This window comes from Vibrio hepatarius (genome assembly GCF_001274785.1).
In the GTDB taxonomy this organism is placed as follows: Bacteria; Pseudomonadota; Gammaproteobacteria; order Enterobacterales; family Vibrionaceae; genus Vibrio; species Vibrio hepatarius.
In genome coordinates this window covers 111,937-126,358 of record NZ_LHPI01000012.1, presented here as the reverse complement: position 1 = coordinate 126,358, position 14,422 = coordinate 111,937, and the positions used below count along the sequence as shown (strand labels likewise).

General features: G+C 47.2%; 13 protein-coding genes and 1 pseudogene. 5 read left to right on the top strand and 9 right to left on the bottom strand.

Going from position 1 to position 14,422, the window contains the following annotated elements; translation table 11 throughout:
* Positions 1-48 precede the first annotated feature (48 nt).
* Together AKJ31_RS13265 and tadA are read left to right on the top strand one after the other, a co-directional pair.
* Complete coding sequence (locus tag AKJ31_RS13265) at positions 49-1,608, top strand: AbgT family transporter (protein ID WP_053409583.1); 1,560 nt, start codon at positions 49-51, stop codon at positions 1,606-1,608.
* A gap of 117 nt (positions 1,609-1,725) precedes the next feature.
* Positions 1,726-2,247, top strand: a complete 522-nt coding sequence (gene tadA / locus AKJ31_RS13260) for a tRNA adenosine(34) deaminase TadA (RefSeq protein ID WP_053409582.1) — start codon at positions 1,726-1,728, stop codon at positions 2,245-2,247.
* Positions 2,248-2,291: 44 nt separating this feature from the next.
* Here tadA and AKJ31_RS23535 read toward each other — a convergent pair whose 3' ends face one another.
* A complete protein-coding gene (locus AKJ31_RS23535) occupies positions 2,292-2,426 on the bottom strand; it encodes a hypothetical protein (RefSeq protein ID WP_281173353.1) in 135 nt (44 codons plus the stop codon).
* Positions 2,427-2,664: 238 nt separating this feature from the next.
* Entirely contained in the window at positions 2,665-4,194 is a 1,530-nt protein-coding gene (gene mltF / locus AKJ31_RS13255) for a membrane-bound lytic murein transglycosylase MltF (protein WP_053409581.1), read from the bottom strand.
* 283 nt (positions 4,195-4,477) lie between these two features.
* Between mltF and purL the strand changes: the two genes are divergently transcribed.
* Both purL and AKJ31_RS13245 read left to right on the top strand, forming a co-directional pair.
* Positions 4,478-8,371, top strand: coding sequence for a phosphoribosylformylglycinamidine synthase (gene purL / locus AKJ31_RS13250; protein WP_053409580.1), 3,894 nt, complete (start codon positions 4,478-4,480; stop codon positions 8,369-8,371).
* A 220-nt stretch (positions 8,372-8,591) separates the two neighbouring features.
* A pseudogene (locus AKJ31_RS13245) lies at positions 8,592-8,816 on the top strand (DUF3622 domain-containing protein); the annotation flags it as partial.
* Positions 8,817-8,871: 55 nt separating this feature from the next.
* On the opposite strand, the gene AKJ31_RS13240 reads toward AKJ31_RS13245, so the two are convergent.
* The 5 genes from AKJ31_RS13240 to purM form a co-directional block, all read right to left on the bottom strand.
* Complete coding sequence (locus AKJ31_RS13240; protein WP_053409579.1) at positions 8,872-9,063, bottom strand: DUF4250 domain-containing protein; 192 nt, start codon at positions 9,061-9,063, stop codon at positions 8,872-8,874.
* A gap of 2 nt (positions 9,064-9,065) precedes the next feature.
* Positions 9,066-9,269, bottom strand: a complete 204-nt coding sequence (locus AKJ31_RS13235) for a YaeP family protein (RefSeq protein WP_053409578.1) — start codon at positions 9,267-9,269, stop codon at positions 9,066-9,068.
* Between the two features lie 122 nt (positions 9,270-9,391).
* Positions 9,392-10,042 (bottom strand): tellurite resistance TerB family protein, encoded by a 651-nt coding sequence (locus tag AKJ31_RS13230; RefSeq protein ID WP_053409577.1) that lies wholly within the window; start codon positions 10,040-10,042, stop codon positions 9,392-9,394.
* A gap of 111 nt (positions 10,043-10,153) precedes the next feature.
* The gene (purN, locus tag AKJ31_RS13225) at positions 10,154-10,792 is read right to left on the bottom strand and encodes a phosphoribosylglycinamide formyltransferase (RefSeq protein ID WP_053409576.1); all 639 of its coding nucleotides are present in this window, start codon (positions 10,790-10,792) and stop codon (positions 10,154-10,156) included.
* 2 nt (positions 10,793-10,794) lie between these two features.
* Positions 10,795-11,835: a phosphoribosylformylglycinamidine cyclo-ligase gene (purM, locus tag AKJ31_RS13220; RefSeq protein WP_053409575.1), complete on the bottom strand. Its 1,041-nt coding sequence runs from the start codon at positions 11,833-11,835 to the stop codon at positions 10,795-10,797.
* A 177-nt stretch (positions 11,836-12,012) separates the two neighbouring features.
* Between purM and upp the strand changes: the two genes are divergently transcribed.
* On the top strand, positions 12,013-12,639 hold the full coding sequence (gene upp, locus AKJ31_RS13215; RefSeq protein WP_053409574.1) for a uracil phosphoribosyltransferase: 627 nt from the start codon (positions 12,013-12,015) through the stop codon (positions 12,637-12,639).
* Between the two features lie 71 nt (positions 12,640-12,710).
* Here the strand turns inward: upp and rluF are convergent, their stop codons facing one another.
* A complete protein-coding gene (gene rluF, locus AKJ31_RS13210; RefSeq protein ID WP_053409573.1) occupies positions 12,711-13,742 on the bottom strand; it encodes a 23S rRNA pseudouridine(2604) synthase RluF in 1,032 nt (343 codons plus the stop codon).
* Positions 13,743-13,835: 93 nt separating this feature from the next.
* Positions 13,836-14,417 carry a DNA endonuclease SmrA gene (gene smrA, locus AKJ31_RS13205; RefSeq protein WP_053409572.1) on the bottom strand — a complete coding sequence of 194 codons (582 nt, stop codon included), beginning with the start codon at positions 14,415-14,417 and terminating at the stop codon, positions 13,836-13,838.
* Positions 14,418-14,422 lie beyond the last annotated feature (5 nt).

Genomic DNA, 14,422 nt, shown 5'->3' with positions numbered 1-14,422 from the left:
AATAATTCATAAAAGTCTAGGTCAACAACATCACATTATGGAGTTACGATGAGTAACCAAGCTGTAAATACAACTCCAGCCACTAAGCCGAGTGGTATGGATAGATTTTTAAATTTTATTGAGCGCGCGGGTAATAAGATCCCAGACCCTGCGATTTTGTTCTTTTGGGCATTAGTGATCACTTGGGGCGCGTCAGCGCTGCTTTCAAACGTATCGTTTGACTTAGTTAACCCTCGAACTGGCGATGTGCTTGCGATCAACAACCTTCTTACCGGCGAATCTTTAGCAAGCTTCCTAGCCAACATGGTGAAAACGTTCACTGGTTTTGCGCCTCTCGGTATCGTGCTGGTTGCGATGCTAGGTGTGGGGGTCGCTGATTCTTCAGGTTTCATCACTACTGGTCTTAAGAAGATGCTGAACTTCACGCCAGCGAAACTTCTTACACCAATGCTGATTCTTGTCGCGATCGTATCGCACACAGCGGCAGATGCAGGCTACGTTCTGGTTATTCCTCTTGGTGGTATTATTTTCCACGCAGCAGGTCGTCACCCATTAGCGGGTATTGCGGCGGCGTTTGCCGGTGTATCGGGTGGTTTCTCAGCAAACTTTATCCCTTCGGGCATTGACCCTCTATTGGCTGGCTTTACTCAAACTGCAGCGCAGGTTCTTGACCCTGAATACGTTGTAAACCCATTAGCGAACATCTTTTTTACTGGTCTGTCTTCGATCATCATCGTAGCTATCGGCTGGTATGTGACAGAGAAAATCATCGAACCACGTTTAGCGAATACACCAATTGATGAGGATGCAGAAAAAGCTCCGGATCTTGGCTCTTTCACTGAGCTTGAGTCAAAAGCCTTCCGCTACGCGGGGTGGTCAATGCTGGCGGGCATTGCAGCATTAGTCGCTGCACTGATTCCAGAAACGTCAGCTCTGCGTTCTCCAGAAGGTGAAATTACCGCGTTCTCAGCACCGATCATGAAGTCGATTGTGCCGCTGATCTTTATCTTGTTTATTATCCCTGGTTACGTTTACGGTAAAGTGTCTGGCACATTTAAGACCAGCAACGACATCGTTAAGGCAATGGCGGATACGATGTCGACGATGGGTGCTTACATCGTAATGGCATTCTTCTGTGCTCAGTTCTTGTCTGCTTTTGCTCAGTCAAACATCGGCACCATGTTGGCACTGTACGGTGCGCAAGGTTTGAAAGCGATGAATCTGCCAGGTGAAGCGACGATCATTGGTATGATTCTGCTAACAGCAGCGGTAAACCTATTGATCGGTTCTGCATCAGCGAAATGGGCATTGATTGGTCCGATCCTAGTGCCAATGCTAATGGCTGTAGGCATCTCGCCAGAACTGTCTCAAGCGGCATACCGTGTGGGCGATTCAGTATCTAACATCATCTCTCCATTGATGGTGTTCTTCCCGCTGGTTGTGGTTTACTGTCAACGCTATGTGAAATCGACCGGTATCGGTACACTCGCATCACTGATGATGCCATTCTCAATCGCGATGCTGATTGGTTGGTCTATCTTCCTACTAGGTTACTGGGCGCTGGGTATCCCGCTAGGCATCCAAGCACCTTACACCTACACGATGTAACCGTTCGTCGCTTAAAGCTCAAGGCTCGCATTATCGCGGGCCTTTTTGTTTTTCTCCGATCCATTTTCGGCTATTCTTAGCGGCAATGAACTACTCCGAACGTAATAGGATACTCCCTTGTCACAATCGTCATTTACTCCAGAAGATGAACAGTTTATGCGCCGAGCGATAGAGCTTGCTCGCATCGCAGAATCAGAAGGAGAAGTCCCTGTAGGGGCGTTGTTAGTCAAAGATGGTGAAGTGATAGCAGAAGGGTGGAACCGATCTATTGGTGCTCATGACGCGACTGCGCACGCTGAGATTCAAACTCTACGTAAAGCCGGGGAAGTACTACAAAACTACCGCTTGTTGGATACCACTTTGTACGTGACGTTGGAGCCGTGTCCGATGTGTGCAGGTGCTTTACTACATAGTCGTGTGAAACGAATTGTGTTTGGCGCGCCTGATTTAAAAGCCGGGGCTGCAGGGACAGTGCTGAACCTGTTTGAGCACCAAGCGGCTTATCACTACGCCGACGTGGAGCGTGGTCTATTAGAGCAGGAATGCCGAGAACAGTTACAAAGCTTCTTTAAGCGTCGTCGAAAAGAAAAGAAAGCGGAAAGAAAGGCACAGCAGTTGGAGCAAGGGAACGAGTCGTAAGATTTGAAGCAAACATCCGAATACTAGATGTTTGCTTGCTGGGATTACTCTGAGATTAACTGCATGAACGCGCGGTGACGCGCAATGACTTTTTTCTTGTTGTTGCTCAGTCTTCGCTTGCGGCGGTTTGAAGCAACAGTTTTATTTACTCGTCTTGATGGCATTTTATGTCGACGCATAAAACAACCTCCTCTAGGAAACTACGTATCGACTATATTTGACAATCGTGAACGTCGTAAAGTGTTCGCGATTTGTCGTTTTATAGCATCCAATTGTTACTGTTTTATAAATGCAAACCTACGTTTAGATACTAGCACTATATGCGGGTGGGCAATGGGGAACTCAAGTACGTGTCTAAAATTCTTTGTGATGAATAAAAGGCACGTACTTGGTTTTAATTCCTCGAGTTTACGAAGGCTACTCTTCTTGGTCAGACTCTGATTCTGTCTCATCTTCAAAGGCAGCTTCTGCATCCGAAAGGGCAGAGTCAGGCACCTGAATTACGGTGAAATCGCTGTTGTCGAGGTCATTATTCTCGACAGTTTGCTGTTCCACGTGTCCGATGATGCTCTGGTAATAACGTCGGATGTTTTCAACATAGTTTTTCGCTTCGTCACCGCGAGCATAGCCATAACGCGTCTGGCTAAAGTATTTCTGTTGGCGCAGCAACGGCAATCTTTCTTTTACATCAGACCATGCATCTGGATTACCACCTTGTTTTTTCGTTAGGCGGCGAGCATCCATCACGTGTCCATAGCCGACGTTGTACGAGGCCAGCGCAAACCAAATCTTCTCGTGGGTTTCAACAGAGTCAGGCACTCGTTCAACCATACGTCGTAGGTATTCGACGCCGCCTTTGACCGACTGCTCCGGATTTAAACGATCGGTCACGCCGACGCTTTTTGCGGTTGGCAGCGTCAACATCATCATACCGCGTACGCCTGTTGGTGATTTGGCTCTCGGGTTCCAATGTGATTCTTGGTACGCCAACGCCGCCACTAAGCGCCAATCAAACTCATCAGAGTATTTCTTAAATAGTGGTGACCACTTAGGCAGTTTAGAATCCAGCGCACGGATAAAGGCGCGGGTATCAACGTAATCAAATGAGTCGATATGACCAATGTACTTCTCTTCTAGCGAGGCTAATTGCCCCGACTGTTTAGTCTGACCAAAGAACTCGATCAGCATAGCGTAAAGACTTTCATCTTGTGAGCGGCGCAAGAACCAAGAGATGGGTTGGTCTTCGGTTAACTCGAACGCCAAAGCAATATCAGGATAAATACGCTGAGACAAATGCACTTCAACCGAGTCAGCCACGGTAAACGCCAGTTCGCCAGTTGCGACTTTCTTTAGCAGATCGTTGACGTCAGAGTTGTTATCGACTTGGTAAGAAAAGTCAGGGTTTTGCTGTTTGATATCGGCAAGGGTCTGATTAAAGTGGGAATCTCCGATGATCTGAATAATGGCTTTGCCATCGTTTTGCTCAATCAGCTCATCTTGTTTTTCTAAAAGCTGTTTAAGGTTACGTGGGCGCCACTGGCCTTTTTTATACACCAGTTGTTGGCTGACGTAGTAGTAAGCAGGACCTGGTCTGAAGTTTTTCAAGCGCTCTGGCGATTGGGTTAAACCCGCCGCAATAATGTCGATTTCACCGTTACGTAGCGCCGGGTAAAGACTCGAAATGCGGTACGCAGGTTTCATTTCTAATTTGACGCCAAGTTCATCGGCGAACTCACGCGCAAGTTCGTAATCCAAACCCGCTTGACCATCTGGGCCAATGTAATAGGAAAGCTGATTGTTGAGCGTCCCGACACGCAGTACACCGCGTTCGCGAATTTGTTCGAGTTCGCTCTTAGGTTCTGACTCGATTTGGCACCCTGTCAGCGTGATCGCCGCCAACAGTATTGAGCCTAAATAGCGAAAGTAATTTAAGTAATGCTTTTTCATTCAATGACAATCTCATAATCCAGTAGAGCATTTATATCAAAGTGAGAAGACATGGCAAGACAGGGAATTCGTAATCGGAGACAGTTCTTCCTTTTGGTCGAGCTCAAAATTGACAAAAAAAGTGACGCAAACGGTTGCTTTTGGTGTTACATCACAAAAACAATTGCTATATAATGCGCTCGCAAAGGAGAGGTGGAATCGGTATAAGTTCGACTAGATTTAATCTAAGTGGCTGAATTTATTCCAATATCACCTTAATCAATTGCATAAGAGACCTAAGCACATGAGAATTTTGCGTGGCTCCCCAGCTCTATCTGAGTTTCGTGTTAATAAACTACTGGAACTTTGTCGTGAACAAGACTTACCTGTTACAGGTATTTACGCAGAGTTTATGCACTTTGCTGATCTTACCGCTGATCTGGATGCGCCTGAGTTAGAAAAGTTAGAAAAACTGCTTACTTACGGCCCAACGATCGAAGAGCACGAGCCTCAAGGTCTTTTGCTTCTAGTGACCCCTCGTCCGGGTACTATCTCACCTTGGTCTTCTAAATCTACCGATATTGCGAAAAACTGTGGTCTAAGCAAAGTTAAGCGTCTTGAGCGCGGTACAGCTTACTATGTTGAAGCTACGTCAGAACTATCTCCAGCTCAAGTTGATGCAGTGAAAGCGCTAATCCACGATCGTATGATGGAAAGCGTGTTCACAGAACTTGAAGCCGCGTCAGCACTATTTACTGTCGCAGAGCCTAAGCCTGTCGCGCATGTTGATATCTTAGCAGGCGGTCGTGTTGCACTGGAAGAAGCAAACGTTTCCCTAGGTTTGGCGCTAGCAGAAGATGAAATTGATTATTTAGTAGAGAACTTTACTAAGCTAGGTCGTAACCCTAACGACATCGAGCTGATGATGTTTGCTCAGGCGAACTCAGAGCACTGTCGTCATAAGATCTTTAATGCAGACTGGACTATCGATGGCGTAGACCAAGAGAAGTCGCTGTTTAAGATGATCAAAAACACATTCGAAACGACGCCAGACCACGTTCTGTCTGCTTACAAAGATAACGCAGCGGTAATGACTGGTTCTAAAGTCGGTCGTTTCTTCCCAGATCCGAAATCTCGTCAATACACTTACCACCATGAAGATGCACACATCTTGATGAAGGTAGAGACGCACAACCACCCAACGGCAATCTCTCCATGGCCGGGCGCATCAACGGGTTCAGGTGGTGAAATCCGTGATGAAGGCGCGACCGGTATCGGTGGTAAGCCAAAAGCGGGTCTGGTTGGCTTCACAACTTCTAACTTGCGTATTCCAGGTTTTGAACAGCCGTGGGAAACGGACTTCGGTAAGCCGGGTCGTATCGTAAACGCACTAGACATCATGCTTGAAGGTCCTCTAGGCGGCGCGGCATTCAACAACGAATTTGGTCGTCCAAACCTACTAGGCTACTTCCGTACCTACGAAGAGAAAGTGACTTCTCACGCAGGTGAAGAAGTGCGTGGTTACCACAAGCCAATCATGATTGCTGGTGGTATGGGTAACATCCGTGACGAGCACGTACAGAAGAAAGAGATCCCAGTAGGCGCGAGCCTAATCGTTCTTGGTGGTCCGGCAATGAACATCGGTCTTGGTGGCGGTGCGGCGTCTTCAATGGCGTCTGGTCAGTCAGCAGAAGATCTGGACTTTGCTTCAGTACAACGTGAAAACCCAGAGATGGAGCGTCGTTGTCAGGAAGTGATCGACCGTTGTTGGCAGCTAGGTGAAGAGAACCCAATCGCATTTATCCACGATGTGGGTGCGGGCGGTATCTCTAACGCACTTCCTGAGCTTTGTGACGACGGTGAGCGTGGCGGTAAGTTCCAGCTACGTGATGTACCAAATGATGAATTGAGCATGAGCCCTCTGGAAATCTGGTGTAACGAATCTCAGGAGCGTTATGTTCTTGCGGTAGCGCCAGAAAACATGGAAGCGTTCGATGCGATCTGTAAGCGCGAGCGTGCACCATACGCTGTGGTTGGTGTGGCAACAGAAGAGCGTCATCTAACTCTAGAAGACTCTCACTTCGATAACACGCCAATTGATATGCCAATGGATATCTTGCTTGGTAAAACACCGAAGATGCACCGTGAAGCGACGACATTGAAAGTAGATAGCCCGGCGATTGCGCGCGATGGCATCGAAATCAACGAAGCGGTTGATCGCGTACTTCGTCTACCAACGGTTGCTGAGAAAACCTTCCTGATTACTATCGGCGACCGCTCTGTTACTGGTTTGGTTGCTCGTGATCAGATGGTTGGTCCTTGGCAGGTGCCTGTCGCGAACTGTGCGGTTACAGCGGCAAGTTACGATACCTACCACGGTGAAGCGATGTCGATGGGTGAGCGTACTCCGGTTGCTCTACTAGACTTCGGCGCATCTGCTCGTCTGGCGGTTGGTGAGTCTCTGACTAACATCGCAGCGACTGACATCGGCGATATTAAACGCATTAAGCTGTCTGCGAACTGGATGTCTCCAGCAGGCCACCCTGGTGAAGACGCAGGTCTTTACGAAGCAGTGAAAGCGGTTGGTGAAGAGCTGTGTCCAGCGCTAGGTTTGACTATCCCTGTTGGTAAAGACTCAATGTCGATGAAGACCAAGTGGGAAGAGAATGGTGAAAGCAAAGAAGTAACTTCTCCACTGTCGCTGGTAATCACTGCGTTTGGCCGTGTTGAAGACGTGCGTAAGACAGTAACGCCTCAGCTACGCACTGACAAAGGTAATTCTTCACTTGTTCTTGTTGACTTGGGTAACGGCAAAAACCGTTTGGGTGCAACAGCACTGGCACAGGTTTACAAGCAGCTGGGTGACAAGCCGGCAGACGTAGACAACGCTGAGCAGCTAAAAGGCTTCTTTGATGCAATGCAAACACTGGTTCGTGACGACAAGCTGCTTGCTTACCACGATAAAGGTGACGGCGGTCTATTTGTAACGCTGGCTGAGATGGCATTCGCGGGCCACTGTGGTGTGAAAGCGAACATCGCAGAGCTTGGTGACGATGCGCTGGCGGTTCTATTTAACGAAGAACTAGGTGCGGTTGTTCAGGTTAAGAACGACGACCTGGATTCAGTTCTGTCTACGCTAGCGGCAAACGGCTTAGAAGCATGTTCACATGTGATTGGCAGCGTTGAAGCATCAGACGACTTTGTTATCACGTCTGGTGATGATGTTGTGCTTAAGCGTTCACGTACCGAACTACGAGTTATCTGGGCAGAAACCACGCATAAAATGCAGGCGCTACGTGATAACCCAGCATGTGCAGACCAAGAATTTGAAGCGAAGAAAGACAACTCAGACCCAGGCCTGAATGTTTCACTAAGCTTTGATGTGAATGAAGATATCGCAGCCCCTTACATTGCGAAAGGCGCGAAACCTAAGATGGCGATTCTTCGTGAGCAAGGCGTAAACTCTCACGTTGAAATGGCAGCAGCGTTTGACCGTGCTGGTTTTGAAGCAACTGACATCCACATGAGCGATATTCTGACAGGCCAAGCGGCACTGGATGAATACCAAGGTCTGGTCGCTTGTGGTGGTTTCTCTTACGGTGACGTATTAGGCGCGGGTGAAGGTTGGGCGAAGTCTATCCTGTTTAACGCACAAGCGCGTGAGCAGTTCCAAGCGTTTTTCAACCGTGAAGAAACCTTCTCTCTAGGTGTGTGTAACGGCTGTCAGATGCTTTCTAACCTGAAAGAACTGATTCCAGGTGCAGACTTGTGGCCACGTTTTGTTCGCAACGAATCTGAGCGTTTTGAAGCGCGCTTTAGCTTAGTTGAAGTACAGAAGTCTGATTCTGTGTTCTTCGATGGCATGGCTGGCTCTCGTATGCCAATCGCGGTATCTCACGGTGAAGGTCGCGTCGAAGTACGTGACGGTGAGCACCTAAACGCAATTGAAGCGTCAGGTACTGTAGCGCTACGTTACGTTGATAATAACGGCAACCCAACGCAACAATACCCGAACAACCCGAATGGTTCGCCAAATGCGATTACCGGTCTGACTACAGCTGACGGCCGTGTAACCATTATGATGCCTCACCCTGAGCGTGTATTCCGCACGGTTGCAAACTCTTGGGCTCCAGAAGGTTGGGGTGAAAACGGTGCTTGGATGCGTATGTTCCAAAACGCACGTAAGAATATCGGCTAACTGCTGGTTAAATGTTTGATGAAGAAAGCGCAAGCCAAGTGGTTTGCGCTTTTTGTTTGGGACAGAGAAAAATTTTTTCGATAGGGCAAATTTTTACAGCTTAGCGACAACATTTATGCTCTAATACCGCGCTTGCCAAGGGAAGGGGCGAAACGAGCTTCATACCGATGGATAGCTGATAGCTCAAAGCACAACAAACAACTTCCTTGAGGGTAATCAAATGTCTAAATTCGCTGTACGTGTATCGGAAAAACGCGGTGGCTGGTGTGCGGAAATCACACGCCAAGTAACATCGAGAAAAACGGTCGTATCAAAAAGAGAAACCGGTTTTGAGTCAGAAGAGCTGGCGAAAGCTTGGGGCGAACAAGAGTTAGCAGGTTTTATCAAAAACCAAACTGAGCGAAACTCTCGTAAGTCTGCGCAGAGAAAAGCGCGCAACGCTGAATAACACGCTTGATGCAAAAAGGTTGACGATATCGTCAACCTTTTTTGTATTTGTCTTAACGAAACTGTCCAGCTTCTGGTAAGAAATCAAACCCTGCACTCGCGAGCTTAGCTTCTAAGGCTGCTTTGTCGATATCGAAGAAGTTTGCCAATTTATCGAGATCACCGGCAAAGTCATCACGAAGCTTCATATTCACAATGCTCATCAGCATGACAGGATCCATGCTTTCAAAGTTTGCTAGATTCATCTCTAGTCCTCAAAGTCTGAAATCAATAGATTGGCCGCCGCAAACGCTGCTTTTTCTCGCGCTTCCATTGGTAAAGATTCATCGGCAGCAATGTCATTCAACGCTTTAACAGCACATGAGATCGCTTTTGGAACATAAGCCTGATCGCCGCTGCCGATCTGAGCATAAAGTTCGCGAATCAGCTCACAGCATCCGTATACTTGCATGGTTAAACCCTAAATAAATGATAACTGCTCTCAAATATACACATCCCGCAGCGGAAACTCAAAGCCAGAGATTGAGCTATCTCAAGGGGATGTGACAATTGTTTTTTCTTTGTGCACACGCTTTAACTTTTCAGTTGTTGCTCAAGCTGATAGGTGACATCCGAGGACAACTGCAGCTGCTTAGCCAGTTCTTGAAGATACGCTTTTTCCATAAAGTTTTGCTCGTCAACGACAATTAACGACGCAAGATAAATCTCAGAAGCCTGCTGCGGTGTTTGTGCTAAGCGAGCTACATCTGCTGGGTCGAGTGGTTTGTTTAGTTCTGAATGCAGCAGGGCTTGCAGGTGCGTGTCTGCTCCCGCGTCTTTTACTGCTGCTTCGATACGTTGCATTTCTTGTTGATCTACGTGACCGTCGGCTTTCGCCGCTGCAATCATCGCTTTGAGGATCAGCTCACTGTGGACATTGTCTTCAGGGTTAAAATTGTCTTCAGTCGGAGTGGTCCCTTGCTTATGTTGAGAATCGTTGTAGACCTTGTAAGCGAGGGCTGCTAACGCCGCGACACCACCAATTTTCAACGCGTTTTTGCCAGCTTTCTTACCGAACTTTTTGCTCTTTTTGGAGCCCATAAGCAAGCTTACTAAGCCGCCACCAACCGCGCCTGCGCCTAATGACTTGAACGTACCAGAACTGGATTGTTTTTTGATTTGCTGCTGACCTTGTTTGAGCAGGTCAGAATTTAATGCTTGGTTGAGTAGATTTTTAAGATCCATAGACCACCTCCTGATGTTGTTCAGAATAGCGAGTCATATATGAACCTAAGATTAACTAAAATGGCGAGCACTAGGCTCGCCGAATAAATAAATTGATAGCTGGTGGCTAGGTTATTCTTGCGCGTAGCCGTGAATACCAAGCTGCTCGCCATCAAGAAACGCTTTGCCGTTCTTCATTTCTAAACGATCTTCAACCATCCACTTAACAACCAATGGGTAGATTTTATGCTCTTGAGTTTGTACTCGAGCCGTGAGCGTTTCTACGTTGTCTTCATCAAAGATCGGCACTTTAGCTTGGAGGATGACGGGCCCGCCATCCAACTGTTCTGTAACGAAATGTACGCTAGTTCCGTGTTCTTCGTCACCAGCGTGGATCGCACGCTGGTAAGTGTTGAGGCCCGGATACTTAGGTAGCAGAGAAGGGTGGATATTGATCATACGTCCCATGTAATGACGGACAAATTCGCCACTCAAAATACGCATGTAACCGGCCAAAACAATCACGTCAGGTCGATATTCATCAATCTGCTTCATCAGTTCATGGTCAAAAGCGTCTCGTGTATCAAACGCTTTCGGGTCAAGAAAGTGGCCAGCAGCGCCAGCCTTCTTTGCTCTTTCTAACGCATAAGCTGTTGCTTTGTTCGAAAAAACAGCCGTCACTCGTCCGGTATCAATGCTGGTTTCACAAGCATCGATAATCGCTTGCAAGTTTGAACCATTCCCTGAAACTAAAACAACAATACTCTTCATTATTACTTGATCTCTACTTGTTCTTCGCCAGCTTCAGCTTGTGCAATCTCGCCAATTACCCACGCATTTTCGCCTTCTGCGTTCAGTAGTTTTACTGCTGCTTCAGCTTGGTCTTGTGGTAGCGCGACGATTAGACCAACACCACAGTTAAAGGTGCGGTACATTTCGTGAGTGTCTACGTTGCCTTTCTCTTGTAACCATTTGAAGATCACTGGCCATTCCCAGCTGTTACCATCGATAACTGCTTTTGTACCTTCAGGTAGTACACGTGGAATGTTTTCCCAGAAACCGCCGCCTGTAATGTGAGAGATGGCGTGGATGTCATGCGCTTCGATCATTTTCAGCGCTGACTTAATGTAAATCTTTGTTGGTTCTAGAAGGTGCTCACCGATAGTGCGACCTGCGAGCTGTTCGCTCTTGTCTGCACCAGACACTTCTAGAATCTTGCGGATTAGCGAGTAACCATTTGAATGAGGACCGCTTGAGCCAACCGCGATCAGCGCGTCACCCGCTGCGACTTTAGTACCGTCGATAACGTCTTCTTTCTCAACAACACCGACGCAGAAGCCAGCAACGTCGTAGTCTTCGCCTTCGTACATGCCCGGCATTTCCGCAGTTTCACCACCGATCAGTGCACAACCTGCTTGTAGACAGCCATCAGCAATGCCCGATACTACGTCTGCTGCGGTATCAACATCTAGCTTACCTGTCGCGTAGTAATCAAGGAAGAATAGTGGCTCAGCACCTTGTACGATCAGGTCGTTTACACACATTGCGACTAAGTCGATACCAATGGTGTCGTGCTTATTCATATCCAAAGCAAGGCGGAGCTTCGTGCCTACACCGTCAGTGCCTGAAACTAGAACTGGGTGCTTGTATTTGGTTGGCAGTTCACATAGTGCGCCAAAGCCACCAATACCACCCATTACTTCTGGGCGACGCGTGCGTTTTACAGCACCTTTAATACGGTCAACAAGAGCGTTGCCTGCATCAATATCAACGCCAGCATCTTTATAGCTTAGAGAAGTGTTATTAGCACTCACAGTGAAGTCCTCGGTTTTGAAAGTGGGTATGAAAACGGCGCTATTCTAACAGTGGATAAACCCATATAGCAAACGTTTGCGTGGGTTTTTTCTTTTGTTCTATCGCAAGAAATTGTTAATGAAATCGTTTATAATCTGAAGGTTTGTTTAAAAATCATCAAATACCCGGAGATGGAAATGAAAGTTGTTGAAGTAAAACACCCTCTTGTTAAGCACAAAATTGGTCTAATGAGAGAAGGTGACATCAGCACTAAGCGCTTTCGCGAGCTGGCGACAGAAGTAGGTAGCCTACTGACTTACGAAGCGACTGCAGACTTTGAAACGGAAAAAGTAACCATTGACGGTTGGAACGGTCCAGTGGAAGTTGACCAAATTAAAGGTAAGAAGGTAACAGTAGTGCCGATCTTACGCGCAGGTCTGGGTATGATGGATGGTGTTCTTGAGCACATGCCAAGCGCACGTATCAGCGTAGTTGGTATCTACCGTGACGAAGAAACACTGGAACCTGTTCCTTATTTCAACAAGCTAGCGTCTAACATCGACGAGCGTATCGCTTTGGTTGTTGACCCAATGCTAGCAACTGGCGGCTCAATGATCGCAACGATTGACTTGCTAAAAGAGAAAGGCTGTAACCAAATTAAAGTTCTGGTTCTTGTTGCAGCACCTGAAGGTATTGAAGCATTAGAAAAAGCGCACCCAGAAGTGGAGCTTTACACTGCGGCAATCGATGAGAAGCTAAACGACAAAGGCTACATCGTTCCGGGTCTAGGTGATGCGGGTGATAAGATTTTCGGTACTAAGTAATTGAATTACTGACGTAATCGAACACGAAAAAGGGGAGCTGATGCTCCCCTTTGTTGTTTTTGGCTATTTGATTACTTTTTTAAGCTCAAAGTGCCGTTTGTTCTTGGTTTATTTGCAGTGCGTGGTTGATTGCCCGCTTTGGGTTTGTAAGCCGTTTTCCCTTTGCCCGAATCAGAGCGTTGGTTGGTATTTGGTTTGCCGTGACGCCCTTTCTTTGAATTTGGCGCATGGCGAAGCTCATCAGCGTTGCGGCCTTTAAACGTGCGTTGCTTTTGATTACGGCGAGCTTTCGAATCATGATTTTCATCGCGGCTATCAAATAGTTTTGCATCGGTCGCTTTGCGGATCTGTTTGCCGCGGCTATCAAGTTTCGAGGCTTCTTCCGTGCTGATTGAGCCTTCACACATCGCGAGGATTTCCGCGACTTCAGCATCAGTCAAATAGCGCCACTGACCGTTTGGAATACCATCTAGGGTGATGTTCATGATACGCACGCGGCGCAACTTGAATACTTCGTAACCTAACGCTTCACACATACGGCGAATCTGACGGTTCAAACCTTGTGTCAGTACGATACGAAAAGCGTACTTGGTTTCTTTGGTCACTTTGCACGGCAAAGTGACTGTATCTAGGATCTCAACACCCGAACTCATTTTTTGGATGAACTGGTCGGTGATCGGTTTATCGACTCGTACCACGTACTCTTTTTCGTGGTTATTACCTGCACGAAGGATCTTGTTAACGATGTCGCCGTCATTGGTCAGGAAGATCAAACCATCAGAAGGTTTGTCGAGGCGACCAATAGGGAAGATACGTTTCTTATGGCCGATGAAATCAACGATGTTGCCTGGAATGTCACGCTCTGTCGTACAGGTAATGCCGGTCGGCTTGTTTAACGCAATATAAATCGGCTTCTCTTTGGCACTAACGGGTTTCCCGTCGACACAAACATCATCACCAGCAACAACCTTGGTGCCCATTTCAGGCACTTTACCGTTAATGGTAACGCGGCCTTGTTCGATAAGCTTGTCTGCTTCTCGGCGTGAACAAAAGCCTGTTTCACTGATGAATTTGTTGAGTCGTTTGGCTAAATCTTGTGACATGTTGGTTCTCTCTAACGTTTCACAACGGCATGTTGATGGAAATGAAAAAGCAGCCGTGAAGGCTGCTTTAATATTCTAGCACTGAGGCTTTGTTTAACCCAAACGCTTTTGATGGCGTTCGCGAGTTTCGATTTTCTTGTCTGCGCTTTTCTTCAATAAAACATAAACGGCGCCCGTTCCACCATGAAACCGTTGTGCACTATGGGCGCATTGGACTTCGTTGATTTGTTCCAGCCACTGAGCAACAAAGCTCTTCATTAACGCGGGTGGATTTGATTTCTCTCCGCGTCCGTGAACGATCACTACGGTGCGGATATCCATCGCCATACACTGTTTCAGAAACTGTACAACTTCATCTCTTGCCTGTTTTAGTGTTCGGCGGTGTAAGTCCAGCCTAGCTTGGATAGGGTATTTGCCTAAGCGAAGTTTGCGGTAAACCCCGTCTTGTACGCCGTTACGTTTAAACTCAATGATGTCTTCTGGTTTGATCATTGGCGCGTGATCGACAGAAAGGTATTCAGGGTCATCTTCCGTCAACCAAATTGCGGCTTCGCGTTTTGCCAATTGAGCATCAGAGACACTATGTTGTTTTTTGTGTTCGGCAGTGTCTTGTTGAATTGGTTTAACATCGCCCATCATTTCTTGAAACAGGGCTAAATCATCATCGTGAGACATAACGG